Origin of the sequence: Paenibacillus sp. FSL R7-0331 (genome assembly GCF_000758645.1) — a bacterium.
Taxonomy (GTDB): domain Bacteria; phylum Bacillota; class Bacilli; order Paenibacillales; family Paenibacillaceae; genus Paenibacillus_AQ; species Paenibacillus_AQ camerounensis.
This window is the reverse complement of the sequence record NZ_CP009284.1, coordinates 2,634,970-2,659,292: the sequence shown is the minus strand read 5'-3', so window position 1 is coordinate 2,659,292 and position 24,323 is coordinate 2,634,970. Positions and strand designations below refer to the sequence as shown.

Annotated in this window: 22 protein-coding genes; 8 read left to right on the top strand and 14 right to left on the bottom strand. The window is 52.9% G+C overall.

Features of this window, described 5'->3' with window-relative positions:
- The first annotated feature begins 83 nt into the window (after window positions 1-83).
- Window positions 84-1,457 (top strand): MATE family efflux transporter, encoded by a 1,374-nt coding sequence (locus R70331_RS10835; RefSeq protein WP_042175298.1) that lies wholly within the window; start codon window positions 84-86, stop codon window positions 1,455-1,457.
- 122 nt (window positions 1,458-1,579) lie between these two features.
- Here the strand turns inward: R70331_RS10835 and pfkA are convergent, their stop codons facing one another.
- Entirely contained in the window at window positions 1,580-2,551 is a 972-nt protein-coding gene (pfkA, locus tag R70331_RS10830; protein WP_042175297.1) for a 6-phosphofructokinase, read from the bottom strand.
- 65 nt (window positions 2,552-2,616) lie between these two features.
- Complete coding sequence (locus tag R70331_RS10825) at window positions 2,617-3,699, bottom strand: tetraprenyl-beta-curcumene synthase family protein (RefSeq protein ID WP_042182487.1); 1,083 nt, start codon at window positions 3,697-3,699, stop codon at window positions 2,617-2,619.
- Between the two features lie 203 nt (window positions 3,700-3,902).
- Here R70331_RS10825 and R70331_RS10820 point away from each other — a divergent pair, with 203 nt between their 5' ends.
- Entirely contained in the window at window positions 3,903-5,213 is a 1,311-nt protein-coding gene (locus tag R70331_RS10820; protein WP_081947575.1) for an MFS transporter, read from the top strand.
- A gap of 166 nt (window positions 5,214-5,379) precedes the next feature.
- Here R70331_RS10820 and R70331_RS10815 read toward each other — a convergent pair whose 3' ends face one another.
- Window positions 5,380-5,577 (bottom strand): cold shock domain-containing protein, encoded by a 198-nt coding sequence (locus tag R70331_RS10815; protein ID WP_019911834.1) that lies wholly within the window; start codon window positions 5,575-5,577, stop codon window positions 5,380-5,382.
- 171 nt (window positions 5,578-5,748) lie between these two features.
- Between R70331_RS10815 and R70331_RS10810 the strand changes: the two genes are divergently transcribed.
- From R70331_RS10810 to R70331_RS10785, 5 genes are all read left to right on the top strand, one after another.
- On the top strand, window positions 5,749-5,982 hold the full coding sequence (locus R70331_RS10810; protein ID WP_039872008.1) for a hypothetical protein: 234 nt from the start codon (window positions 5,749-5,751) through the stop codon (window positions 5,980-5,982).
- 376 nt (window positions 5,983-6,358) lie between these two features.
- Window positions 6,359-8,149: an oligoendopeptidase F gene (pepF, locus tag R70331_RS10800; RefSeq protein WP_042182485.1), complete on the top strand. Its 1,791-nt coding sequence runs from the start codon at window positions 6,359-6,361 to the stop codon at window positions 8,147-8,149.
- Window positions 8,150-8,245: 96 nt separating this feature from the next.
- Window positions 8,246-8,545, top strand: coding sequence for a LapA family protein (locus R70331_RS10795; RefSeq protein ID WP_042175293.1), 300 nt, complete (start codon window positions 8,246-8,248; stop codon window positions 8,543-8,545).
- Between the two features lie 46 nt (window positions 8,546-8,591).
- Window positions 8,592-9,635, top strand: a complete 1,044-nt coding sequence (locus tag R70331_RS10790) for a M42 family metallopeptidase (RefSeq protein WP_042175291.1) — start codon at window positions 8,592-8,594, stop codon at window positions 9,633-9,635.
- On the top strand, window positions 9,619-10,458 hold the full coding sequence (locus R70331_RS10785; RefSeq protein WP_042175289.1) for a hypothetical protein: 840 nt from the start codon (window positions 9,619-9,621) through the stop codon (window positions 10,456-10,458). The genes R70331_RS10790 and R70331_RS10785 overlap by 17 nt, the downstream gene beginning before the upstream one ends.
- Before the next feature lie 1,055 nt (window positions 10,459-11,513).
- On the opposite strand, the gene R70331_RS10780 is transcribed toward R70331_RS10785, so the two are convergent.
- From R70331_RS10780 to hemE, 10 genes are all read right to left on the bottom strand, one after another.
- Entirely contained in the window at window positions 11,514-12,032 is a 519-nt protein-coding gene (locus tag R70331_RS10780; protein WP_042182483.1) for a tetratricopeptide repeat protein, read from the bottom strand.
- A 61-nt stretch (window positions 12,033-12,093) separates the two neighbouring features.
- Complete coding sequence (locus tag R70331_RS10775; protein WP_042175286.1) at window positions 12,094-14,007, bottom strand: ABC-F family ATP-binding cassette domain-containing protein; 1,914 nt, start codon at window positions 14,005-14,007, stop codon at window positions 12,094-12,096.
- A gap of 36 nt (window positions 14,008-14,043) precedes the next feature.
- Complete coding sequence (locus tag R70331_RS10770; RefSeq protein WP_042175283.1) at window positions 14,044-14,664, bottom strand: TetR/AcrR family transcriptional regulator; 621 nt, start codon at window positions 14,662-14,664, stop codon at window positions 14,044-14,046.
- A 64-nt stretch (window positions 14,665-14,728) separates the two neighbouring features.
- Entirely contained in the window at window positions 14,729-15,529 is an 801-nt protein-coding gene (locus tag R70331_RS10765) for a DUF92 domain-containing protein (protein ID WP_042182481.1), read from the bottom strand.
- 18 nt (window positions 15,530-15,547) lie between these two features.
- Window positions 15,548-16,171 carry a fumarylacetoacetate hydrolase family protein gene (locus R70331_RS10760; protein WP_042175281.1) on the bottom strand — a complete coding sequence of 208 codons (624 nt, stop codon included), beginning with the start codon at window positions 16,169-16,171 and terminating at the stop codon, window positions 15,548-15,550.
- 40 nt (window positions 16,172-16,211) lie between these two features.
- Window positions 16,212-16,943, bottom strand: coding sequence for a glycerophosphodiester phosphodiesterase (locus R70331_RS10755; RefSeq protein WP_042182478.1), 732 nt, complete (start codon window positions 16,941-16,943; stop codon window positions 16,212-16,214).
- Window positions 16,944-17,038: 95 nt separating this feature from the next.
- Window positions 17,039-18,430, bottom strand: a complete 1,392-nt coding sequence (locus R70331_RS10750) for a CapA family protein (protein ID WP_042175279.1) — start codon at window positions 18,428-18,430, stop codon at window positions 17,039-17,041.
- Window positions 18,431-18,571: 141 nt separating this feature from the next.
- On the bottom strand, window positions 18,572-20,026 hold the full coding sequence (gene hemG / locus R70331_RS10745; RefSeq protein WP_042175276.1) for a protoporphyrinogen oxidase: 1,455 nt from the start codon (window positions 20,024-20,026) through the stop codon (window positions 18,572-18,574).
- Window positions 20,023-20,973, bottom strand: a complete 951-nt coding sequence (hemH, locus tag R70331_RS10740; RefSeq protein ID WP_042175273.1) for a ferrochelatase — start codon at window positions 20,971-20,973, stop codon at window positions 20,023-20,025. The genes hemG and hemH overlap by 4 nt, the downstream gene beginning before the upstream one ends.
- Window positions 20,974-20,991: 18 nt before the next feature.
- On the bottom strand, window positions 20,992-22,053 hold the full coding sequence (gene hemE, locus R70331_RS10735) for a uroporphyrinogen decarboxylase (protein ID WP_042175271.1): 1,062 nt from the start codon (window positions 22,051-22,053) through the stop codon (window positions 20,992-20,994).
- 228 nt (window positions 22,054-22,281) lie between these two features.
- Between hemE and R70331_RS10730 the strand changes: the two genes are divergently transcribed.
- Window positions 22,282-23,502: an MFS transporter gene (locus R70331_RS10730; protein ID WP_042175268.1), complete on the top strand. Its 1,221-nt coding sequence runs from the start codon at window positions 22,282-22,284 to the stop codon at window positions 23,500-23,502.
- A 15-nt stretch (window positions 23,503-23,517) separates the two neighbouring features.
- On the opposite strand, the gene R70331_RS10725 is transcribed toward R70331_RS10730, so the two are convergent.
- Window positions 23,518-24,147: an O-methyltransferase gene (locus R70331_RS10725; protein WP_042175266.1), complete on the bottom strand. Its 630-nt coding sequence runs from the start codon at window positions 24,145-24,147 to the stop codon at window positions 23,518-23,520.
- Window positions 24,148-24,323: the final 176 nt, after the last annotated feature.

Sequence of the window (24,323 nt, the reverse complement as noted above, 5' to 3'; positions counted from 1 at the left end):
CAACAGCATTGCATACTTGAGACCCGGCGAATGCCGGGTCTTTTCCTGGAAATATCAAATAACAGATAATGAGGCAGCTATTTATGAAACAAACGCATTCGTTAAGTAAAAAAGCAGGGCAGTTTGTACATATCTTATTCCCCATTCTTATTACACAAATCGCATTATCAGCTATCACCTTCTTCGATACAAATATGTCAGGTAAATTCAGCACAAACGATCTTGCCGGTGTAGCAATCGGAACAAGTCTGTGGATTCCCGTCCAGACTGGACTCAGCGGTATTCTGATGGGGATTACTCCCATCGTCTCCCATCTGCTCGGCAGCAGAAAAGATAAGGATGTCGCTTATCAGGTTACCCAGGGACTCTGGCTCTCCTTACTGATCTCGCTTCTGGTGCTGGCAGTGGGGAGCATCGTCCTCTCGCCTGTACTGAATTTCATGAATCTCGAGCCGCAGGTCAGGGATATCGCCTTCCGCTTCTTGTGTGCGATCTCATTCGGCATCATTCCGCTGTTCGGCTACACTGTGCTGCGCAGCACGATTGATGCACTCGGCCAGACACGGATATCCATGCTGATTACGCTTATTGCCCTACCGGTCAATGTCGGACTGAACTATCTTCTGATCTTCGGCAACTTCGGATTCCCCCGCATGGGCGGTGTAGGAGCCGGAGTTGCATCAGCTATCACCTACTGGGTCATCTTTGCAATTGCCCTTCATTTCGTATACCGGTTTGAACCGTTCAAAAGTCTGCAGCTGTTCCGCAAATTCTACGGTATATCCTTAAGCAGCTTCAAGGAGCTGCTTAAGATCGGGGTGCCGATCGGCTTTTCCATCTTTTTTGAGACAGCCGTGTTTTCAGCCGTAACGCTGCTGATGAGCCGCTTCGATACTGTAACGATAGCCGCCCATCAGGCAGCCATTAACTTTGCTTCTACGCTGTACATGATTCCGCTTAGCATCTGCATGAGTCTGACCATTCTCATCGGCTTCGAAACCGGGTCAGGCCGGCTGAAGGATGCCCGGCAGTACAGCATTATGGGTATCGCCTCTGCGGCTGCACTCTCCCTGGTTACTGCTCTGGTCCTGCTGTTTGCAGGCCACCATGTGGCGGGACTGTATTCGGACGATTCACAGGTGATTGAGCTGATTCAGCATTTCCTGATCTACGCAATCTTTTTTCAGATTTCTGATGCCATTGCTACGCCGACTCAAGGGGTTCTTAGAGGCTATAAGGATGTGAATCCGGCCTTTATCATCTGCTTCATCGCATATTGGGTGATCGGCCTGCCTACCGGTTATCTGCTGGCAACCTACACAGATATGGGTGCTTACGGCTATTGGATCGGCCTAATTGCCGGCCTCGCCATCGGAGCTATTCTGCTCCTGGGACGCCTGGTCAAGGTCCAGCGGAGCTTCTCTGTCCGCAGAGACAGCGAAATCACAGGAGCCTAATATTTCACCTTGACCCGTCTTACCCTGTAGTTCAGGGGAAGACGGGTCTATTTGTATTTCAGGAGATAGTCTCCAAACGCAAAAAAACCGCCTGTTTCCAGACGGCTGCAATGCATTCTATATTATTGGGACAGACGTGAAGCCAGCTCGTACAATTCCGTATCAAAGCCTTTTTTGGTGTTAACTACGGTATCAATATCCGTAATTGTCAATTCACCTTTGATAATTCCGCAGGCTTTGGCAGATTCGCCTTCAATCAGCTTACGAACGGCAAAATCACCAAGACGGCTTGCCAGGTTACGGTCAGCAGGTGTCGGAGTGCCCCCGCGCTGAATGTGGCCCAGAACAGTTACACGTGCATCAAGTGAAGCATGACGGTCTTTGAGCGCCTGTGCTACATCCTCACCTTTGCCTACGCCTTCAGCAACAATTACGATACTGTGGCGTTTGCCTCTGGTAAAGTTATCCTTCATCCGGTCGGCCACTTCGTTGAGGTCATAAGGCATTTCAGGTACAAGAATGGTCTCAGCGCCGGAAGCAAGGCCGGCATGAAGGGCAATATCACCGCAGTGGCGGCCCATAACTTCGACAATAGAAGAACGTTCATGGGAGGACATAGTGTCGCGAAGCTTGTTGATCGCATCCACAACAACGCCTACCGCTGTATCAAAGCCAATGGTGTAATCCGTAAAGGAGATATCGTTGTCAATGGTTCCCGGCAAAGCCATCGTCTTAATCCCAAGCTTACTCAGCTTGTTCGCGCCTTGATAAGAACCGTCACCGCCGATCACAACCAGGCCGTCAATTCCCATTTCATTAAGAATATCAGCACCCTTCTGCTGGCCTTCCGGTTTGATGAACTCCAGACAGCGTGCCGATTGCAGAATCGTACCGCCGCGCTGAATAATGTCGCCTACACTGCGCAGATCCATCGGGAAAATATCACGGTTCAGCAGACCCTGGTAGCCGCGCTGAATTCCATACACTTCAATCCCGTAAAAGATTGCGCTGCGCACAACCGCGCGGACAGCCGCGTTCATCCCCTGTGAGTCTCCCCCACTGGTTAATACTGCGATTTTTTTTACGTTTGACATCCTGTTAGTTCCTCCTTAAATTGTGCGAAGCACGGCCCCCTAAGGGGATGTACGCTTCACAGCCTTTAGTACATGTGTTTGCGTATCCAGCGGCTATTGACGAAGAAGAACAGCCTGGTAAGCGGGCTTCTTTTCATTAAGCGCTTGGATACCGTACGAACCTCCCGCTGTTCGCTGACTTTTGGATCGGATAAATAAAGTGCCAGAAGCCCCTCGATAACCATACGATGCATGGAGTTCTCAGGTAAGCTCCGGACATCTTTGCGGGCCCACTCCACGATGGAAGCAATCCGATTCAGCATCGTATCAGTATTGTCATAATAATTGCAGAAGTTGAGATCACCGCCGGCCCGGTCTTCATCCTGATCAATGAGATAATCCAGCATAATGTGCAGTCCGCAGACATGCGGAAAGTAAGCAGCACGGATCGAAGCCGCTTTCGACTTGTCCAGACGGGGGTCACAGGCAGAGAGAAACAGCATAAACACACCCAGTGTAGAGCCGGTTGCCGCCGCAAATTCATTCCATTCAAGATGGGGAGCCCGCTTACCTTCCGCTGCCCACCATTCCTTCAGAGCAGCTTCCCTGAGCTCTGGCCGGATATGCTTGTACACCTGCAGGTCTGTATACAGCACGGCCAGATCATAAATCTCCTCAGCCGCAGCAGCATATCCGGGCAGTAACGCCGTCATCTCCTGACATTTGCGGACCAGCCGGTGCAAATATCCCCCGTCATTCTGTTCACTGCGCAGCGCATAGTAATTAACGGGCTCGGCACCCGGAGTGATCGCATCCAGCATCGACTGATGCAGCAGCCGGAAATCGGCCGGATCAAGAGAAGTGCTGCGGTCACACAGGTTGTCCAGATAATCACTGATCGTTTGATAGGCGACAATAAGCGGAATCAGTATATGTCTCATCGACAAATTGCCGGCAGCATAAATACCTCCGCCTTCACAGTGAAACTGCTTGGTTTCAATGCTGGCAAGCGCTTGTTTCCGGAGCTCGGGATCGGGAATCCCTTCCGCATCCTGTCGCCAGGCGTGCAGACACTCCCGCACTTCCGGCAGCACGTACTTGTAAACCCGGCTCATAAGCCCTATAGGGCCGCGCGGGCTTAGGTAACGGCCTTGCTCAAATTCATTCAATGACAGTGCCTCCACATTGTTGTCTCCTTATCCAAATCATCATTATTATAATATGCGAAGCGTTTTTGTACAAATAACAAAATCACTTTCGCAAATCCTTGAAAAATTCAGAAATCGCACCATTTTAATAAACTTTTAACAAACATCGGCAGCAGCCTTTATGCTATACTGAGCGTATTTGATACCTCAAGGAGTGCAAACACATGGAATCAGGACGGACCGGCGGCCAGTACAGTGATCAGAATTGGCTGCGTTCCTTCATCTTTACACTGTTCGGGACCAGTGTACTGGTGGTCTCTTATTTCCCGCTCTTTTATACCCATCTCGGCTTCAGCAGCACACAGGTAGGACTGCTGTATTCTCTGGGACCGCTGATCTCCATTCTGTCTAATCTATTCTGGAGCATGATGAGCGACCGGCTCGGAACGATCAAAAAAATCATGGCCATTCTGCTGGCAGGACAATTGGTCACCGCCATTCTGCTGGCAAGAGCTACCGATTTTTCAATGGTAATGCTTATAATATCCTTATTCTATTTCTTCTATTACCCTGTTTTCCCGCTGGCGGACACAATGGCGATCAAAGTTGCCCAGCGCCACGGAAGGAACTTTATAACCATCCGTGTATTCGGCTCCCTGGGTTATTCCTTTTTCGCCCTTACGATCGGGTATGTGTTAAGAGCGCTCGGCTCATCCTACAGCATCGGTGTATGTATCGTTATTATTGTAAGCGCCCTGCTTTTGACTATCGGATTAAAGGACGTAAAGCCAGCAGCAGAGAAAGCGGGCGGCACTCCTTCTTCCGGCAAAACACCTGGACAAAGCGGCGGCCTGAAGGAGATTATGCTGCAGAAGGAAGTACTGTGGTTCTTCGGCTGCGTCTTTATTCTGGCCCTCGGGCACCGGATGAACGAAGCATTTCTGACCTTGAGCCTGAAAAGCATGAATGCCGGCGACGATTTAATCGGCTGGGCACTGCTTGCCTCGGCGCTCAGCGAGATTCCGGTTTTCTTTTTGCTCAGCAAACACGGCGAACGGTTCAAGGAGCTTCCGCTGCTCGCCTTTGCCAGTCTCATGTACGGCCTGCGCTTTCTGTTAATGTCGCAGGCGGTACAGCCGGGTGCGATTATTGCCATCCAGGCGCTGCACAGTATTTCATTCGGTGTTTTTTTCGTAACAGCTATCCGTTATATTACACGTATTATACCCGATCACCTGCGGGCAACCGGTCTCGCGCTGTTTACCGTAGTGTGGTCCAGTGCCTCCGGGCTGCTAAGCGGGACATTCGGAGGTTTGATCTATGAGGATGCCGGCCGCAGTACATTCTATCTGGTAGCTACTATGTTCTCTGTTCTCGCATTCATCGGCTTCTTCGTCAAGCATCTGCTTGATATCGGAGGACCTTCACGGCGTTATTTCCGTAAAAAGACACTCCCTGCCGTCCCTCCGGAGATGGAATCCGCCATCCCCTCACCGCCTGCAGAAGCGGCCTCTTCACACAAAGCCACACTCTAGCCCGGTACGCCCTTGCCGCAATTGCGGCAGGGGCTCTTCAGGGTATAAAAAAACACAGTTCCCGGAAGAACTGTGTGCTGTGTAAGTTGATGGTTACCACTCTTGCAAGGGCATGCCATAAATCAAATATATGTTGCAGCTGACAGCTAAACTGTCCAGCCGTATCTTATAATTTAACTACGTTAGCTGCTTGAGGACCGCGGTTACCGTCAGTGATGTCAAATTCAACCGCTTGGCCTTCATCCAAAGTCTTGAAGCCGTCGCCTTGGATAGCTGAGAAGTGAACGAATACATCCTCGCCGCCTTCTACCTGAAGGAAACCATAACCTTTTTCTGCGTTAAACCATTTTACTGTACCTTTCAAATGAACAACCTCCTAAAAATACCGCCATATATGGCGTATGCTTACATTATACCCCAACTATTCCTGCAAAGCAATCCACTTTTTCCCTATATTAGTGATTTAATTTGCTTTTCACCAACCCGGTGCGTTATCATTGACCCAAAAGCCAAAAATCGCCAGGGTGGTAATGACATGATCAAAAAACACGAAATATACAAAACAGACAAATGGAATATGATGACCGTCGAGGTTCAGGGACGCTACATTATTCTAAGGGAAATTTCCGACCAGTGGGGAGAGGAAACACATACCTTTATGAGCCGTCCGGCCATGATGGAATGGGTTAACAACCGCTTCAACAAAGAGTCTTATAAAGACAACGAGGAAGAGTACAAAAATATTATTGCGGCATTCAAACAGGTCTAAGCTGGTATGAATAATGGAAATCTGGTTATTTATATCATTGTTGTCCTCTGTCTAGGAGCCGTTCTTATTATGAGTAAGGACAAACTGCCGCCCCGCCTCAAGCGCGGTATGGCTCTGACTGCAGTTGTTCTGATTGCCTTTGCTTTTATCTTCATTATTTATAGCCTGCTTGCATAACTCTTGTTAAAGAAGTTCATAATCAGAAATTGGCAGGGCATACTAAGCCGACCCTATGATACAGGAGGCGCAAGTCATGCCCTTTACCGCCAGATTTCTTTCGCTTGTGCTCGCACTGTCCCTGCTGCCGGTAAGCTCCTCAAAGTCTGCAGCACAACAGTCCATGCCGGCTATATCCCATCATTTAAGGAGGATTTCTATGGACCCGTTATTGAAGAGAAGTGAAGTGCCTGCCGAGAACCGCTGGAAGCTTGAAGATATGTTTGCCTCACAGGATCAGTGGGATAAGGAATACAACGAAGTCAAAGCGCTGATCAAGAAAGCCTCCGCCTTCCAGGGCAAGCTGGATTCGGCCGATGAGCTCAAAGCCTGCTTTGAGCTGGATGATGAGCTGTCACAGTTGACCGAACGGCTCTACGTCTATGCCCATATGCGCCAGGATGAAGATACTGCGGCTCCAACCTACCAGGCCCTTACCCAAAAGGCGAAGAAACTTAGTGTAGAAGCCGGAGAAGCATTATCTTTTGTAACACCTGAAATTCTGTCCCTGCCTGTAGAAAAGCTGGATCAGTTCATCGCTGACCCTTCCCTGTCCGCGTACACTTTTACACTGACTGAAATGAAGCGGGAAAAGGCCCACGTTCTCACCAAGGCAGAGGAAGCGCTGCTTGCCCAGGTCGGCAACATTTCGCAGGCTCCGCAGAATATTTTCAGTATGCTGAACAATGCTGACCTTAAATTCCCGAAGATTAAGAACGAGGAAGGCAAGGAAGTCGAGCTGACCCACGGAAGCTACATTCAGTTCCTCGAAAGCCCGGACCGCGAAGTGCGCAAGAATGCTTTTAAAGCCGTATATGAAACCTATGCCAAGCAAAAGAACACCATCGCCGCTACACTCAGTGCGAATGTGAACAAAAATGTATTTTACTCACGGGTGCGCAAGTATCCTTCTGTCCTGGAAATGTCATTGTACGGTGATAATATTCCAAAGGAAGTTTATACGAACCTGATTGATACGATTCACGAGAGCCTGCCGCTGATGCACCGCTATATGAAGCTGCGCCAGAAGCTGCTCGGCGTTGATGAACTACATATGTATGACCTGTTCGCGCCGCTGGTGGACGAATACAAGCTGGATATTACCTTTGAAGAAGCAAAAAAGATCACCAAAGAAGGACTGAAGCCGCTCGGCGGGGATTACCTCAATGTGCTGCAGGAAGGCTATGACAACGGCTGGATCGATATTTATGAGAATGAGAGCAAACGCACCGGTGCATACAGCTGGGGAGCCTACGGCACACACCCTTATGTGCTGCTGAACCATAATGATAACCTGAACAGCATGTTCACTTTGGCGCACGAAATGGGGCATGCCCTGCATTCCTACTATTCGGATAATGCGCTTAAATACCGTGATGCGCAGTATACCATTTTCCTGGCAGAAGTAGCTTCCACAACCAATGAGGCGCTGCTGATGGACTATCTGCTGAACAAGTCAACAGATCCTAAGGAAAAAATGTACCTGCTGACCTACTATGCCGACCAGTTCCGCACTACAGTATTCCGGCAGACTATGTTCGCTGAATTCGAAAAAATCATCCACCAGCGTGCTGAAGAGGGTGAATCACTGACTCCGCAGGATCTGTCTGCTGTCTACTATGATCTTAACGTGAAATATTACGGTGCAGATATGGTAGTGGATAAGGACATTGAAATGGAGTGGGCGCGGATTCCGCATTTCTATAACAGCTTCTACGTCTACAAGTATGCTACCGGCTTCTCAGCGGCAACCAGCTTCTCCAAGCAGATTTTGGAGGAAGGCAAGCCGGCGGTGGACCGTTACCTCGGCTTCCTGAAGAGCGGCGGCAGCGATTATTCTATCAACATTTTGGCCAAAGCCGGAGTTGATATGTCTACTCCTGAGCCGATCCGCGAAGCGATGAGCGTGTTCGAAAGCGTAATTGAGCAGATGGAGCAATTGACCAAGTAAGACTTTACAAATCCGCTTAACCAAGCTGTCATCCCTTGCCTGCTGCCAGGCAGGGGATTTATATTGTCAAACTCGTCTATGGGGGGTAACTATGATATGAAATTTCAATGGTCTCTTATTCTGGGGCTTATCTTTGCACTGATTACAGCTGTGTTCGCTGTTATTAATGTCGATCCGGTACAGGTTAATTTCGGCTTCGACCAGGTCAGCATTCCGCTTATTCTGGTTATTCTGGGCTGCGCCCTGATCGGCGGTATTATTGTCGGCTCCTACGGGATTTTCCGCCAGTACAAGCTGCAAAAGCAGATTAAGTCGCTTACAGCCGAGCTGTCCAAGCTGCGAGACACGGATCATTCGCTTGACACATTAACACCGCTGCCTGACGAGACTCTCTAATTAACGGCTACATTATCATAAAAGACGGATGGAGGAATTTTAACCTATGCTAACAATTCAGCCTAATGAAGACTACATTCTATCCTTGCTGAAAAAACTGCTCGACACCCCGAGCCCCAGCGGCTTTACTGCCGAAGTGATGTCGCTGATCGCCGAGGAAGCTGCCGCGCTGAATGTACCGCTCAGCTGGAACGAAAAAGGCGGCATTATTCTTACCGTACCCGGCCTCGACCCTTCGCGTACCATCGGTATCAGTGCCCATGTGGACACGCTTGGAGCCATGGTCCGCTCGATTAAACCAAACGGCACACTGCGCCTGACCTCTGTCGGCGGCTTTACGATGAACAGCATTGAAAATGAATATTGCGTCATTCATACCCGCAGCGGTCTGACTTATACCGGGACCATTCTGACCAGCCACCCTTCTGTGCATGTCTATGCCGATGCGCGTGATTTCAAGCGTGCCGAAGAAAACATGGAAGTGCGGATTGATGAATTGGTTTCAACTAAAGATGATGTGCTCAAGCTCGGCATTTCCGTCGGCGACTTCATCTCCTTCGATGCCCGGGCGGTTATTACACCGAGCGGGTACATCAAATCCCGTCACCTGGATGACAAAGCCAGTGTAGCCGCGCTGTTCGGCCTGCTGGAGAGCATCAAGCGCGAAGGCTGGAAGCCGCTGCACAACCTTGCCCTGCTAATCTCTAATTACGAAGAGGTTGGACACGGTACGTCCTGGATTCCGGGTGACATCAGTGAATTCATTGCAGTAGACATGGGCGCCATGGGCGATGACCTGAGCTGTAAGGAGACGGATGTCTCGATTTGTGCCAAGGATTCCTCCGGCCCGTACGACTATGCGATGACCGGCCGTCTGATCGAGCTGGCGAATAGCCTGGCTATACCTTTTGCGGTCGATATCTATCCGCAGTACGGCTCCGATGCATCCGCAGCACTGCGCGGCGGCAACAATATCCGCGCGGCACTGATCGGCCCCGGCGTGCATGCTTCGCACTCCATGGAGCGTACACATAAGCAGGCTGTCCTGAATACAGCCAAGCTGCTGGCCGCCTATGTCGGCACCAACTGAACCAGCAGGCCGTAAATGGCGGCAGCTGTGGCAGCACAGGCGCTGGCAGCTTAGCTCAGCATTGCTGGTTTTGCTGGTGCTGCTGATTGTGCTGGCGGCAGTTCTGCTGAATAAGGCGGATAAGCCGGCGCAGGAGGCCTTCAGCGGACTCCCGCATAACTATGAGTATCTTGAGGCGGAGAGCCCCGGCAAAGTGCAGCTGCATATGCTGGCTGTAGCGCCGGAGGATATTATCCTGCGGGCCGATGGCCTTCCGCTGCGTCAGATTGCCGCCTACGGTATCAATGGCGGCTTCTTTTATGGCACAGACCTTCTGTCTGTGGCGATCATGAATGATGTCCCCGTTAACGGGGACAAGGGAGCCTACGGCTCCGGCTGGTTCAACGCCAAGTATGCCCGCGGCACACTGGTGTGGGATGGTGCTGCCGGCAGGCTGTCCGTCCAGACCGTCTCCTCCGGAGACGAGCTGACGGTCACAGACCGCGGCCGCTATTGGGCCCAGGGCGGCATCAGCATGAATCTGCAGCATGAGGAGCTGTGGAAGGCCGCAAGCCAGGCCGAACACCTGCCCTTTGCAGATGAGCAGCGCATGCGCTCGGGGCTTGTCTATGACAGTGACGGGAAGCTGTGGCTGATCGTCACGCCTACGCTCAGCACGGCGGAAGAGTTCCGCCAGGCCGTGCTGGACACTGTTCCCGGTGACAGCCGGGAAGGCATCTTCCTCGACGGCGACGGCTCCTCGCAGCTGAACGCCGATGAGGCGGTACTGACCGGCGACTCGCGTCCGGTGGTGCAGATGATTGCGGTGGCGGGCGGGAAGTAGCGGGTTGGGTTGACTTAAGTTGGTCTGGGTTGACTTGGGTTGGCTATAAGACAAGTGAATCATTGAAACTCATTAATTGAAATTAATGGTTAAAGTTAATGATTGAGGTCGATGGACTATCGGCTGCAATGCAGGATCTGGCAGCCAAACTGCCGGTCCTGCATTTTTTATACGCCCGCTGTAATTAGTTCGATTTTTGGCACTTAATTCTACTGTTTCTCTTGTTTTTTAATGATTAGTTGTCAAAATGACAGTTAATCTTGTCCAAAACTCCGTTTGGGGGTACAAACGGTATTATTAGTTTGCCTTTTTCCACCTAAACTCCTCTAACCTGCTGCTCACCGGGAATTAGTTGGCATTTTTCCACTTAACTTTCATTTAGTTTGCTCCGGAGTAGCATCCTGTGGCGCTACGGTAAGATAAGAAATTCACAGAACACGATTTGTCATAACAGATATCTATGCTAACGGGCAGCAGATAGGGTAAAGGACTGACTCAGCTTTAACCATCGACTATTGCTATACATTATTTTACCAGTCTTGGATCGACCTGCTCTAACGGACGGAACTTTGCTTATCCCCACAATAAATGCTAATTCTCACACGCCACTGGACTCCAGTGTCCATACTTGGACTGTTTGCATCGAAAATGCTAACTTTGGAATCCGTATGTGCAATCCGGTCCGTTAGTCCGGCTGTATAGCGGTATCAGCAAATATAAGGTCTCCTTAGTCCGTTACTCCCCTCTGTCTGCTTCTCCTGTATGAGTGTTCCTGCAGCAGGTTGATCAGCTAGTACTGCACCCAACAAGATATTAAACAGCTGACGCCGCACGTAACAGGTCATGGACCAGCTCGCGTTTCCCCAAGCACGGCATTGATCAGCTGCTGATGCCCCACACGCAGCAGCATACCGGACAGGCTGATGACGCCAAAAGCCCCCACAGCCGAATTCAAACTACTCAATCCAGATGTTAACATTACACGGCAAACAAAAAAACAAGCTGGTCGCCGGAGATACCGGTTACAGCTTGTTTTTGTTCTACTAACGTACAATTTAAGGCCATATCTGATCCAGCTTGCCGGCATAAAATGAGATGGCTTTGCGGTACTCTTGTATGCCCGGATTCTCCGATGTCTCAGCAAGCAGCTTGAGTAGAATGCCCATGCCATCGCTGTGCTCTCCCAAATTGTACAGCGCCATCGCCAGAAAAGCCTGAAACTCTGCACGCTCAGGGAATTCATCAGCTCCCAGCTGCAGCACGGTTTTGGCCCGGGCGTAGTCGCCGAGCGTCCGGCAGGTGCTTCCGAGGCCAAGCAGAGCACCCGCCCGCTGCTCCGGCGGCAGTCCCAAGGCAAGACTCCGCTCATAATAAGGAACAGCCTCCCGCTCAAGTCCAAGCACATCATGGGTCCAGGCCAGCTGGTACAGCAGCTCGGCATTGGAACCGCTAATAATGCTATCGGCACCGGCATCAGCCGCGTCATCCTTGCTCTCTGCCGCCAGCAGATCCATGAGAAGCACCCGCGCCTCTTCTGCCCGGCCGTTCTCCCGCAGTGCTATGGCTTCCTGCATCTTAGTATCCAAGCTAGACGCCTCCTGTAATACAAAAGTGCTTTACCTTCACGGGCCTGAGCTACTTAGCGGCGATCCGCTCTGCAAGCTCATTGAGATAGGTCCAGCGCTCCATCAGCCGCTCCAGCTCAGCCTCACCCTGCTTCTGCTGCTCAACCAGCTCCTGAAGAGCTGCCGAATCGGCAAAGGCCGCCTCCATCTTCGCCGAGAGATCAACCAGGTGCTGCTCTGCCTGCTCAATCATCCCGTCAATCGCCTCATATTCCTTCTGCTCCTTGAAGGTGAATTTCACCTTCTCCCTTACCGGGGCTGTAACAGCCGCAGCAGCGGGTTCCTGCACTGCGCTTCGCTTGGCGGCTCCGTCGTTACCGGCGGGCACATTTTTGGCCAGCCATTCTTCATACTCGGTATAATCCCCGACATGCAGACGAATCTTGCCGTTCTCGAAGGCGATCAGCTTATCAATGGTGCGGTCCAGGAAATACCGGTCATGCGATACGGTGAAAACTACACCCGGGAATTCATCAAGATAGTCTTCCAGAATCGCCAGCGTTCCGATATCCAGATCATTCGTCGGCTCGTCCAGCAGCAGCACGTTAGGCGCGCCCATGAGCACCCTCAGCAGATAGAGACGTCTTTTCTCTCCGCCGGACAGCTTGGCTATCGGTGTCCACTGCATCGCCGGCGGGAACAGGAAGCGTTCCAGCATCTGACCGGCTGTAATGACGCTGCCGTCCGCTGTACGGACGATTTCCGCTTCTTCTTTTACATATTCAATGACCCGCATTGTATCATCCATATCCTGATGCTCCTGGGTGAAATAGCCCAGCTTAACGGTTGCGCCCAGCTCTACCTCACCGCTGTCCGGCTGCAGCCTGCCGGCGATCAGATTAAGCAGTGTCGATTTGCCGCTGCCGTTGGGACCAACAATACCCACTCTATCCTGCGGAACAGCAATATAAGTCAGGTCCTTAATCAAGGTACGGCCGTCCAGCACTTTGGTTAGATCCTTCATTTCAATAATCTTGCGCCCCAGACGCGTCGATGCCACTGAAATGTCCATGGAGCCTGCTGAACTTCCGCCTACGCTGTCCTTGAGCTTTTCAAACCGGTCGATTCTCGCCTTTTGCTTCGTTGTGCGTGCCTTGGCTCCGCGGCGGATCCAGGCCAGCTCGGTTCTCAGCAGGTTGCGGCGCTTCTGCTCTTCAGACGCCTCGCGCTCCTCGCGCTCCGCCTTCAGCTCCAGAAACCGCGAATAGTTCGCTTCATAACGGTATAGCCGCCCGCCGTCCAGCTCCAGCATCACACTCGCGACACGCTCCAGGAAGTAGCGGTCATGCGTTATCATCAGTAGTGCTCCGCGCCGTTTTTGCAGATATTGCTCCAGCCAGGCCACAGAATCAGTGTCGATATGGTTGGTGGGCTCATCCAGAATAAGCAGCTCAGACGGGGTGATCAGTGCCGCAGCAAGAGCAACACGCTTACGCTGGCCGCCCGAGAGCGTCTCTATCAGCGCATCAAACTGGGTAATACCCAGTTTGGTAAGAACTGTTTTGGCTTCACTTTCCAGCTGCCAGATCCCGGCCGCGTCAATTTTTTGGCCAATCCGTACCAGTGCGGCCTCAAGCTCAGCGTTGCCCGGATTATTGTCCAGTCCGGAGAGAATCTCCATGTATTCACGCATAGTCCGCAGATCCGGATCATCGCCGGCAAACACCTGCTGCAGCACTGTATTCCCCGGCTCAAAGGGCGGATTCTGCGCCAGATACTGGACCCGCACACCGTTACCGATAGCAATCTGCCCTTCGTCCGCAGTATCCAGACCGGCAATAATTTTGAGAAAAGTCGATTTGCCTGTGCCGTTCACACCGATAACGCCAATTTTGTCCCGGTCATCCATCCCGAAAGATGCGTCCTTGAACAGGACTTTCTCCCCGTAGCTTTTGGAAAGATGCTCCACTGTCATAATATTCATGCTCTGTCCTCACTTGCTATATAGTTTGATAGCGGATTACGCTTTGTCTTCCTCTTCTTCAGGTATGGTATGTACCTGTACTTCCTTCAGGCTGCCGAGTGCTCCATGGATAAACAGCCCTGCCGCAAAATCCGCCCGTTTACACGCATCTTCCTCCGTGAACCCGGGACGCAGCATAATATCCATTTTGAGCCTGTCCAGTGTGCCGATATAGGATTCGGCCAGCAGCTCAGGCTCCTCAGCACCGCTGTCCTGCATAACCTTCATTACCGCATGCATATAGTCCTCCATAAAACGGGCCATAAAAGCCATCAGCTCAGGATGGTTATTAGGCGCACGGAAGAACAGCTTGGTATGCTGCTTACGCTCAAAATAGTACAGCAGATGATGGCCGGCAATCACGGTGAGCTGGTCCTGCAGGCTGCTGCAGCCTTTCAGCTTCATCTCCAGCTGCTCCAGGAAATCTTCGCAATCCCGGCGTGTAACAGCCAGAAACAGCTCTTCCTTGCTTTTAAAATATAAGTAGACGGTACCTTTGGCAATTCCCGCCCGCTCTGCCACTTCGGACATCTTCGTCTCGTAAAAGCCCCCTGAGCCGAAGAGTTCATAAGCCGCATCGAGAATAGCTGTATGCTTGTGACTTACTGTGCTGCCCAACCGTTCCACCTCCAAATCGTAATCTCTTTGCCCCGTGAAGGAGCATTCTGCTGCCTGTTCTATATCAGAGCAGGCAGACCAGCAGGGCTGCAGCGCCGCCGGCCAGCGTGCTAAGCGCGTTGACGGCATCATTATTCATCCAGCGCCAGCCTCTGGCATGTACTGTAGGATGGCCGCAGTGCCGCGAGGCCTCTACCTCTCGGCCGCATACGCTGCAGCGGTTCATCCGCTGTACCGTGGCCCCCAGGATCGAGTCGGCGAAGGCGCCGAATAGCCCGCCCAGCAGTCCTGCCAGCGTCAGCAGCAGGAAGGAGCTCTCTTCCATGCCGGAGACCGCCCGCAGCAGCCAGGAGGCTGCGCCAATCAGAACTCCGCCGGCAGCGGCGGCCAGCGTGCCCGGCAGCGACACGCCGCCTGAGGTGCCGGCCGGCAGCACCTTGCCGGTCAGCACAGAGCGCGGCGGCCGCTTGGCCAGCGTGCCGATCTCTGTCGCCCAGGTGTCGGACGTAACCGTGGCCATAACGCCGATAAAGAGCAGCTCCCATAGCTCCAGCGGATAAACCGCGTTAAGCAATACCAGCAGCATGCCCATCCCGCCATTGGCAAAGACCTGCCCGGCATCCCTCGTTCCTGTTTTGTCGTAAGTGAGCTCCAGCTCCGCTTTATTTTCGTGGTGCAGCCTGGAAAGGAGACTTGATGAGATAAAAAAGACCAGCAGAATGCCGAACCAGAATGCATTGCCTGCCCCAAAATAAACCGTCCCCATCACAAAGGCTGCGATCATCCCTGAGAAGCTGAGTGATTGCCTGCGGTATGCCGCTCCCGCCACAAGCATAGCGCCCAAGGCGCCAATTATCCAAGACACCATTGCCGGCCAGCTCCTTTATCCGATGATGCAGGTGCCCAGCAGCCTGTCGCCCCAGAACAGCTCGAAGGAATCACCCGAAACCACGGGTCCGACCCCGGCCGGTGTCCCTGTGAAGATCAGGTCATTTTTGCCGAGCCCGTATCTGGCTGCAATAAAATCAACAATTTTCTGAAGCGGGAAAATCATATCCTTCACGTTGCCGCGCTGCACCTCTGCCCCGTTTTTACGGACAGTAAAGTCAGTAGCGTCCAGCTCCTCCTGTTCAGGAAAAGCAATGTACGGTGTCAGCGGAGCCGCATTTTTGAAGCCTTTTGCCGCCGTCCAGGGCAGCCCTTTCTTCTTCAGATCCTCCTGAACATCACGCAGGGTGAAGTCCAGACCCAGCGCCATCACATCCACCAGCTCCTCCACACTCATGCCGGGGACATAATCACGGGCAATGCGCAGGACCAGCTCACCTTCATAGTGAATCTGGCCGGCATTCTGGGGAAGATGGATGATCGCCTTATCCAGCGCTACAGCAGCATGGGACGGCTTCAAAAAAATCAGCGGCTCTTGAGGAACCTTGTTCCCGAGCTCCTCCGCATGCAATCTGTAGTTCCGACCAACACAATACACATTATTAATATCAGCACACATTATAGCTTCAGCTCGCTTCCCTATTAATATGATGACAGAGTCAGGCTTTCAGAAAAGTATCGCCCCAAATATCCGGACGGTTCGTACAGATCATAATATCAGTATTCATCTCGGACAGACGGCGCATTTCCTTCGCCTTGTCCACCGTCCAGGCCATCATCTTGACCCCGCGTTCCGACATCAGCCGGGCCAGCCCCGGATTCAGCCTGGCAAAGCTGATTGACAGAAAGGAGCAGTCCAGCTCCTTCACCTTGCGCGCAGGATCACCCAGCCGTGAGTCATAGATCAGTCCGGTACGGAAGCGCGTATCGAGTTCCTTAATCCGCTGCAGTACTCCTGCATCGAAGGAGGTCAGGACCACCTCGCCCCGCATGCCCTTGGAGGTGACCAGATCAATAACCGCCTTCTCCAGCCCCGGATACATATCTCCGCTTGTCTTCAACTCAATATTCAGCTTCAGCCTCCCCGAGGCAAGCTCCAGCACCTCTTCCAGCGAAGGCACCTTCTCCCCGCGAAAAGCACGCCCCTTCCAGCTCCCCGCATCCAGCCGCCGCATGGGCTCAAAATCCATATTCTTCACCTTACCGTGCCCGTTCGTCGTCCGGTCGAGCGTGAAGTCATGTATGACGACCGGCACGCCGTCCCTGGTCAGCTGCACATCAATTTCCATCCAGCTGACAAAAGGAAGGGCAAGCGCCATACGTACGGCAGCGAGTGTATTCTCCGGTGCTTTGCCGGAAAAACCGCGATGGGCTACGCAACTATTGTTCATCATCTTCAATCCCTCCAGCTGAAGAAATGGCCTGTCACATACTCGGGTTAAGACTGGATATAGATCATCCTTGTGCTGTATCAGCCGGACGCAGATTATCTTCCTGCCTGGATAACCCGCCCGTCACTGCCGATTCTGACCAGGCCTGCCGACAAGGATTGAACCTTGCTTAGCAGCAGCTGTCCGTCGGCATCGTTCATCGGCACCGGCTGTCCCAGCTCCGCATCCATCGGGTGCAGCGTCAGCGAGCACTCGCCTTTAATACTGCACTCCGCCTGGAAGACTGCCGTTTCCCAGGTAGCCGGGGTTGTGGAACGGGTAAAAATAAAGTTACCCGTGCTGTAGGCAATCCATTTGCCCTTATAAGGCTCAATCCCTTGAAGCACGTGCGGATGGCCGCCGATAACCAGGTCTGCTCCGGCATCAATGAAGCTGCGTCCCAGAGTCTGCTGTGTGGAGTCATATTGCTCCACCCGCTCTTTCCCCCAATGGACGACTACAACTACGATATCCGCTTTTTTCTTTACGGCTGAGATCGTCTTGAGCGCTTCCGTACTGTCGTATACCGCCGCTAAGCCCGGTTTGGCGGCTCCGGCCGTCCAGTCACTGCGGGGAATAACCCGGGTAAAACCCAGAAGGGCTATCTTAATTCCATTGCGTTCAAAATACTGTGCAGTATAAGCTTCTTTGCTGTTCCTGCCTGCTCCGACGTAAGGAATTCCCCGTGAGCTAAGATGGCTCAGGGTATCCAGCAGCCCCTGCTCTCCCTGATCCAGCGTATGATTGTTGGCCAGATTAACCGCATCCACACCTGCCGCTTTGAGTGCATCCAGTGCTGCGGGTGCGCCTTTGAACACAAATTGCTTATCAGCAGCGCCAACCCCGCCAGTCGTAATCGGAGTTTCAAGATTTACAACTGTCAGATCGTCCTTCTTGAACATCCCGTCCAGTGCGGAGTAGGAATAATCATAGCCCTTTTTCTGAAGCAGCTCGGCAACCTTACCCGCAAAGATGACATCGCCGGCAAAGTTCATGGTAACGGTCTGCCCCGCAGCATTCTCAGGAAGGCCGGAGACATCCTGTCCCTGGCCGCCGCCTGTCTGTGCAGCGCCTTCCGCTATTCCGTCTGCTGACGGTGTTGGTGAAGGCTCTTCCACGGTGGGAGACGGTGAAGGTGCAGGCGTAGCCTCCGGCGTTGGAGTCGGCGTCGATTCCGGAGTTACAGTAGCTGTCGGCAGCGGCTGGGCCGTTGGTGAAGGCTGGGCGGCCGAAACAGCCGGTGACGGTGAAGGAGCTTCAGAGGCTGCACTCTCAGCCGGCGGGGGCTCAGAAGCAATGCCGCTCCCGCGGTCACCAATAAAATAATAAGTTAACATGGCGGTAATCAACAATAACAGACTTACATTAGTCCATGCCCAAATTGTTCTGCGCCGGCGTTTTTTCTTGTTTTCATCTTTCTTGCGGCTCTGTGATCGCGACGGATACATGGATACAAATAATCTCCTTTATTCGTAAAAGTGTTTCTATTATAGCATATCTGGCAGGCTGCCCTCCAAATCATACAAATGCGCCCTGTGTATCCCAAACCGCAGAAAAAAACGGTGAAGCCCCAGCTTCACCGTTCGTTCTTATTTTACAGCCGCCGCCTCTGGCTCAGGCAGCTTCACGAGGCCGGCAGCCGCAGCACCGGCAGTGTCCTTAGCCTGCCTGATGCAGTCCGGCAGGCCGATTGCATCATAGCCTGCCCCGAAGGCGTATACCCCCGGCAGCTTCTGCCCCAGCTCACTGCGCAGGCCGGCAATCCGGGCCGGATGGCCGACCGGATATTGCGGCATGGAGCGGCGGAGACGGGTGATTTCCGTAAACAGCGGCTTTGCGGTTATGCCCATAATCTCCCGCAGATCCTTCAGCACCAGTTCTGTAAGCGCGTCGTCCGGCAGCTCCACATTCTGCTCATCCCCGGAGCGGCCGACATAACAGCGCAGCAGTACCTTATCGTCCGGACTGGTATGCAGCCACTTGGTCGAGGTCCAGGTGCAGGCGGTTATATTACGGCCCTCCTTGCGGGGAACCAGGAAGCCTGAGCCGTCGTATTCCGTAACGATGTCTTTCTTGGCAAACGCTACAACTACATTTGCCACAGATACATAGTTCACGTTCTCCAGCGGTGATACATCCACATGCGGCCGGAGTAAGCCTGCAGCGGCAAAATCCTGCACGGTAACGTAGATGTCATCCGCCTGCAGAACTTCGCCGCTTTCCAAGTGCACCATATACCGCGGCGCACCCTGTAATCCGCTCTTGCTAATGGCCGCAGCCGCTGCTCCGGTCCGCTGCTCTACATCATGCAACTCCCGGATCATCGTCTGCACAAGGCTCTGCAGGCCGCCCCTAAAGGTAAGGAAGGCGCTCTTCTTGGTGCCGGTATGGGTCTCCACCGGCTTGCGGCCGGTGGTCATCCCCCGGATCAGGCTTCCATACTTGCGCTCTACCTCCCCGAACTGCGGGAACGTCGCCTGGAGGCTGATCTTGCGCATATCGCCGGCATAAATACCTGCCAGCAGCGGCTCGGTCATATTCTCCAGCACCTCTGTCCCAAGGCGGCGCTCAATCAGCTCGCCCAGTGATTCATCCTCCCGGCTGCGGCGAGGCGGAAGTACAAAATCAAGCATCGCCCGGACCTTGCCGCCGAAGGAGACCAGGCCGCTCTGCAGGAACGGCTTCAGCTCAGTCGGAATACCAAGCACCAGTCCTGCCGGCATCGGGTGCAGCTTGCCCTTTTGCAGTATGTACGTCTTCTTGGCGTTAGGGTTCGTGCTCACCAGCTCATGGTCAAGCTTAAGCTCCCGGGCCAGCTCAACCATTGCCGTCTTGCGGGCCAGAAACGAATCCGGTCCTTTCTCGATGACAAAGCCTTCACGCTGCAGCGTCTCGATCTTCCCGCCAAGAACATTGTCCTTCTCCAGAAGAACAATGTCAGGCTGGACGCCTGCTTCCCGGTAATACTTGCGCACATAAAAAGCGGCGCTGAGGCCGCTAAGGCCTCCGCCGATAATCACTACTTTACGGTGTGGTGCGGTCATAGCTGATTCACCTGCAGCTCGCCGGCTTTGGCGCGGACCACATCACTGAGAACAGACATATATGCCGGATCACTGTTCAGCGACTCAATGCGCATCAGGCGCATATCCAGCTCGGCGGCAAGCGCCTGGGCCTCGATGTCCAGGTCGTACAGCACCTCCAGATGATCAGATACGAATCCGATCGGAGCTGACAGCACATATTTCACTTCACTCTTGGCCAGCTCACGCATGGTATCAAGGATGTCCGGACCCAGCCACGGCTCAGCCGTTCTTCCGGCACTCTGCCAGGTGAACTGCCAATTGCTTACACCCGTCTTATCAGCAATAGCCTGCGAGGTTGCAAGCAGCTGATCGACGTAAGGGTCTCCCATTGCCAGAATCCGCTCAGGCAGGCTGTGTGCGCTGAACAGCACGCGCACATCGCCGCGCGCCGCACCGGTCTCTTCGAACTGGTCGAGCTTTGCCGATACCCGGCGGCTGAGCACATCGACCAGCTCAGGGTGCAGATGATAGCTTTCCACGAAGGTTATGGTGATTCCGCAGGCTTCTGCTTTTTCTTTTGCCCGTTTAATGTATGTTCCAACACTCATAACCGAATAATGCGGGGCCAGCACGATACCGACTGCATGATTAATGCCGTCTCGCACCATTGCTTCCACACCGTCTTCGATAAAAGGCCTGGCATGCTTCAGTCCCTGATAGCACACATATTCTACGTCCCCGCCGGATTTGTTCAAAGTCTCCTGAAGCGCCTCAACCTGCCGGTCGGTATTTTCTCTAAGCGGAAATACGCCTCCGACAATGGCTTCATAGCGGTCTTTGAGCTCCTTGAGCTGTTCAGCAGAAGGGGCATGCCCGCGCCGGATATGGGTGTAGTAAGCCTCTACCTGCTCCAGGCTTTCGGGTGTGCCGTACGACATCACTAGAACACCGATTTTTGCAGTCATGGAATTCAGCTCCTTATGTTAATTGTGCGGCTTAGCCGCCTGTTTCAGCGCCTGCTTCGAATAGTCGTGGATGTATTCCGTCAGCTCTCTTAGCGTATCCAGCGAAGCCTCGGGAAATAAGCCGTGCCCCAGGTTAAAAATGTATCCGGGCTGCTCTATCCCCTCGTCGATCAGATCCTTGGCCCGCTCCTTAAGCAGCTCCATCGGTGCAGTCAGCAGATAAGGATCGAGGTTGCCCTGAACAGCAAATCCGCCTCCGGTTCTGCGTCTGCCTTCCGCAAGGCTTACACGCCAGTCCAGTCCGATTACATCAGCCTTCAGGTCCTTAAGGCTCGGCAGGAGCTCACCGGAGCTTACGCCGGGAAAATAAATCTTCGGCACATTAAGATCCGACAGTTCGGCAAAAATACGGGTAATTGTCGGCAATACGTAGCGTTCGAAATCACGCGGGGCCAGCGCCCCGACCCAGCTGTCAAACAGCTGGAACGCCTTGCCGCCGCTCTTTACATGAGCACGCAGATATGTGATAACCATATCGCCCAGCTTATCCATCAGCTGCTCCCAGACACGCGGCTGGCTGAACATCATCTCTTTGGTCCGGTGATAGCTCTTTGAAGGTCTGCCTTCAATTAAATAGCTGGCAATAGTGAACGGTGCGCCGGCAAATGTAATCAGCGGCACCTCCAGCTCCTTGTCCAGAATGGCGATTGTTTTCAGAATATGGCCCAAATCGCCTTCTACATCAATCGGTTTCAGACGGTCTACATCGGCAGCACTGGTGATCGGATTCTCGATCACCGGACCGATATTCTTCACAATGTCGAAATTCACGCCAAGCGAAGCGACCGGATTCATAATGTCGGAATACAGGATAGCCGCATCCACACCCAGCTTGCGCACAGGCATCAAGGTTACTTCAGCCGCAAGCTCCGGCTGGCTGCAGATTTCCAGCAGCGAGTATTTCTCCTTGATTTTACGGTACTCGGGATCATAACGGCCGGCTTGCCGCATGTACCATACGGGAACATGGTCCGTCTCCTGCTGTCTGCAGGCGCGGATAAAAGTGTCATTGTAGGTCATGATAAGATCTCCATTGTTTTTTGATAGGATAGTTGCACACGCATATCACTTATTATGCCCCTTTTAAAAGATGGTAACAAGCGTTCTCACCCGGACGGAATGACAATCCAATGACATTACTATGACAAGTGTTGCACCGGAGAGAGGAAAATATATGATATACTGATAGAATGTCAATTTTTCGTGAATTTTTTCGCATAATATTTATCGAAAGGAAGTGAAAGCACTTTGAAGAACCGGGAGACCTGGAAGATCAACCTCATGGTGCTTTGGTTTGGCCAATTTCTCGTAAATGCCGGTATGACTATGATTACCCCGTTCCTGTCCCTTTATCTCGCGAAGGATCTAGGTGTTGTCGGTGACAGGGAAATCGGACTCTGGGCCGGACTCATTTTTGCCGCAAATTTTTTGACCTCATTTATATTTCAGCCGCTGTGGGGTAAGCTCGCCGACAAATACGGCCGCAAAATCATGCTGCTGCGCTCCAGCTTCGGCATGGCGATCGTCATCGTGCTGATGGGCTTCGCCCAGACCCCGATGCAGCTGCTGCTGCTCCGGCTGCTGAACGGGACGATATCCGGCTTCAATCCGGCTTCGATCGCTCTGGTGTCCGGTACAACCCCCAAGCACCGCATGGGATTTGCCATGGGCCTTATGCAGTCCGGCTCGGTAGCAGGAACCATCCTGGGACCGCTTATCGGCGGCCTGCTTGCTGACTGGATCGGCTTCCGCCCGATTTTTTACGTCGTAGGTGCGTTGCTGTTTGTAGCATCACTGCTTGCTTTATTCCTGGTAAAAGAAAAATTCAGCCGTGTGGAGGCGGCCAAGGTGCCGCAGGCGTCAGTGCTGGAGGGATTTAAGGAGCTGGCTAAGGTACCGCAGCTGCCTGCGCTGTTCGGTGTGACCTTTCTGCTGCAGTTCGCGATGATCAGCCCGATGTCACTGCTGCCGATCTATGTAGAGAAGCTGCACGGATCGGCTGTCAATATCGCCTTCTGGGCGGGAATGGTCAGCGCGGTAACCGGTATTTCCAATATGCTTGCCTCACCGCTGCTTGGTAAGCTGAGCGATAAGGTGGGTGCCCACCGCATTCTGACGTATGCGCTAATCGGGGCTGCGCTGTTTCTGATTCCGCAGGCTTTTGTGACAAGTGTATGGCAATTAATTGTTGTACGCTTCCTGATGGGAGTCTTTATGGGCGGGCTGCTGCCGAGTGTGAACGCACTGATCCGCTCCTACACCCCTGACGGCAAGGAGAGCAGGGCCTTCGGCTTCAACAGCAGCACGCTGGCCCTAGGCAATATGCTGGGGGCGGTAATCGGCGGGTTTTTGTCCGGCTATATCGGTATCGAGGGCTTATTCATCATCTCCGGCGGGTTTCTGCTGATCAATACCGTCTGGGTACGCTTCAAGCTGTACAAGCCGACCCGGCACCAGCTGTTCCGCTAATGGTGCGCCGGATGCTTATTTCACCATCGCCAGCGCCAGTCCGTCATAAGCCGGCAGCAGGGTGCTGATCAGCCGTTCATCACTTGCGATCCTTTCATTGAAGCTCCGCACCGCCTGAATTGCAGGGCCGTTACGTTCCGGATTCAGCGTGCGGCCGCGCAGAAAAATATTATCACCGGCGATAATCGCCCCGGGCGCCGCAAGCCGGATCGCATATTCCAGATAGTCCGGATAGTTCAGCTTATCCGCATCGATAAAATAGAAATCAAAGGTCCGGCCCTCCGCTTCCAGCTCCTTCAGGCTGTCCAGTGCAGGGCCGATTCTGTATTCCACTGCTTCACCGAAGCCGGCTTTGGCTAGATGGCTCTGCGCCAGCTCCGCATATTCCGCCTTCAGCTCAAGGGAGGTCAGCTGTCCGCCGGAGGCAAATCCGCGGCACAGGCAGATACCGCTATAGCCGCCAAGCGCGCCGATCTCCAGAATGCGCGTGGAGCGGGACAGCCTGACCAGCATCGACAGCAGCCGCCCGTATCCCGGAGCGACAGAGACCTCCGGCATGCCGTTAGCAAGGATCGCTTTTTTTACCTCAAGCAATAATTCGTCTTCCGAGTACAACATTTCACTGTATTCTTCCTGATTGAGCATATGTATTCTCCTTATCATGTTGTGAAGTCACGCGCATTCCCCTATACTTAAAAGGATTGGCTAGGCCAGGCCTTACTAAGCGTAGGCATGCACGGAATGAAGAAGGTATAAGAACCCGCTTTGACTGTCTGCTTTCCTTATTGTACTGGCTGGGAGCCACCATCTACAAGCTAAAC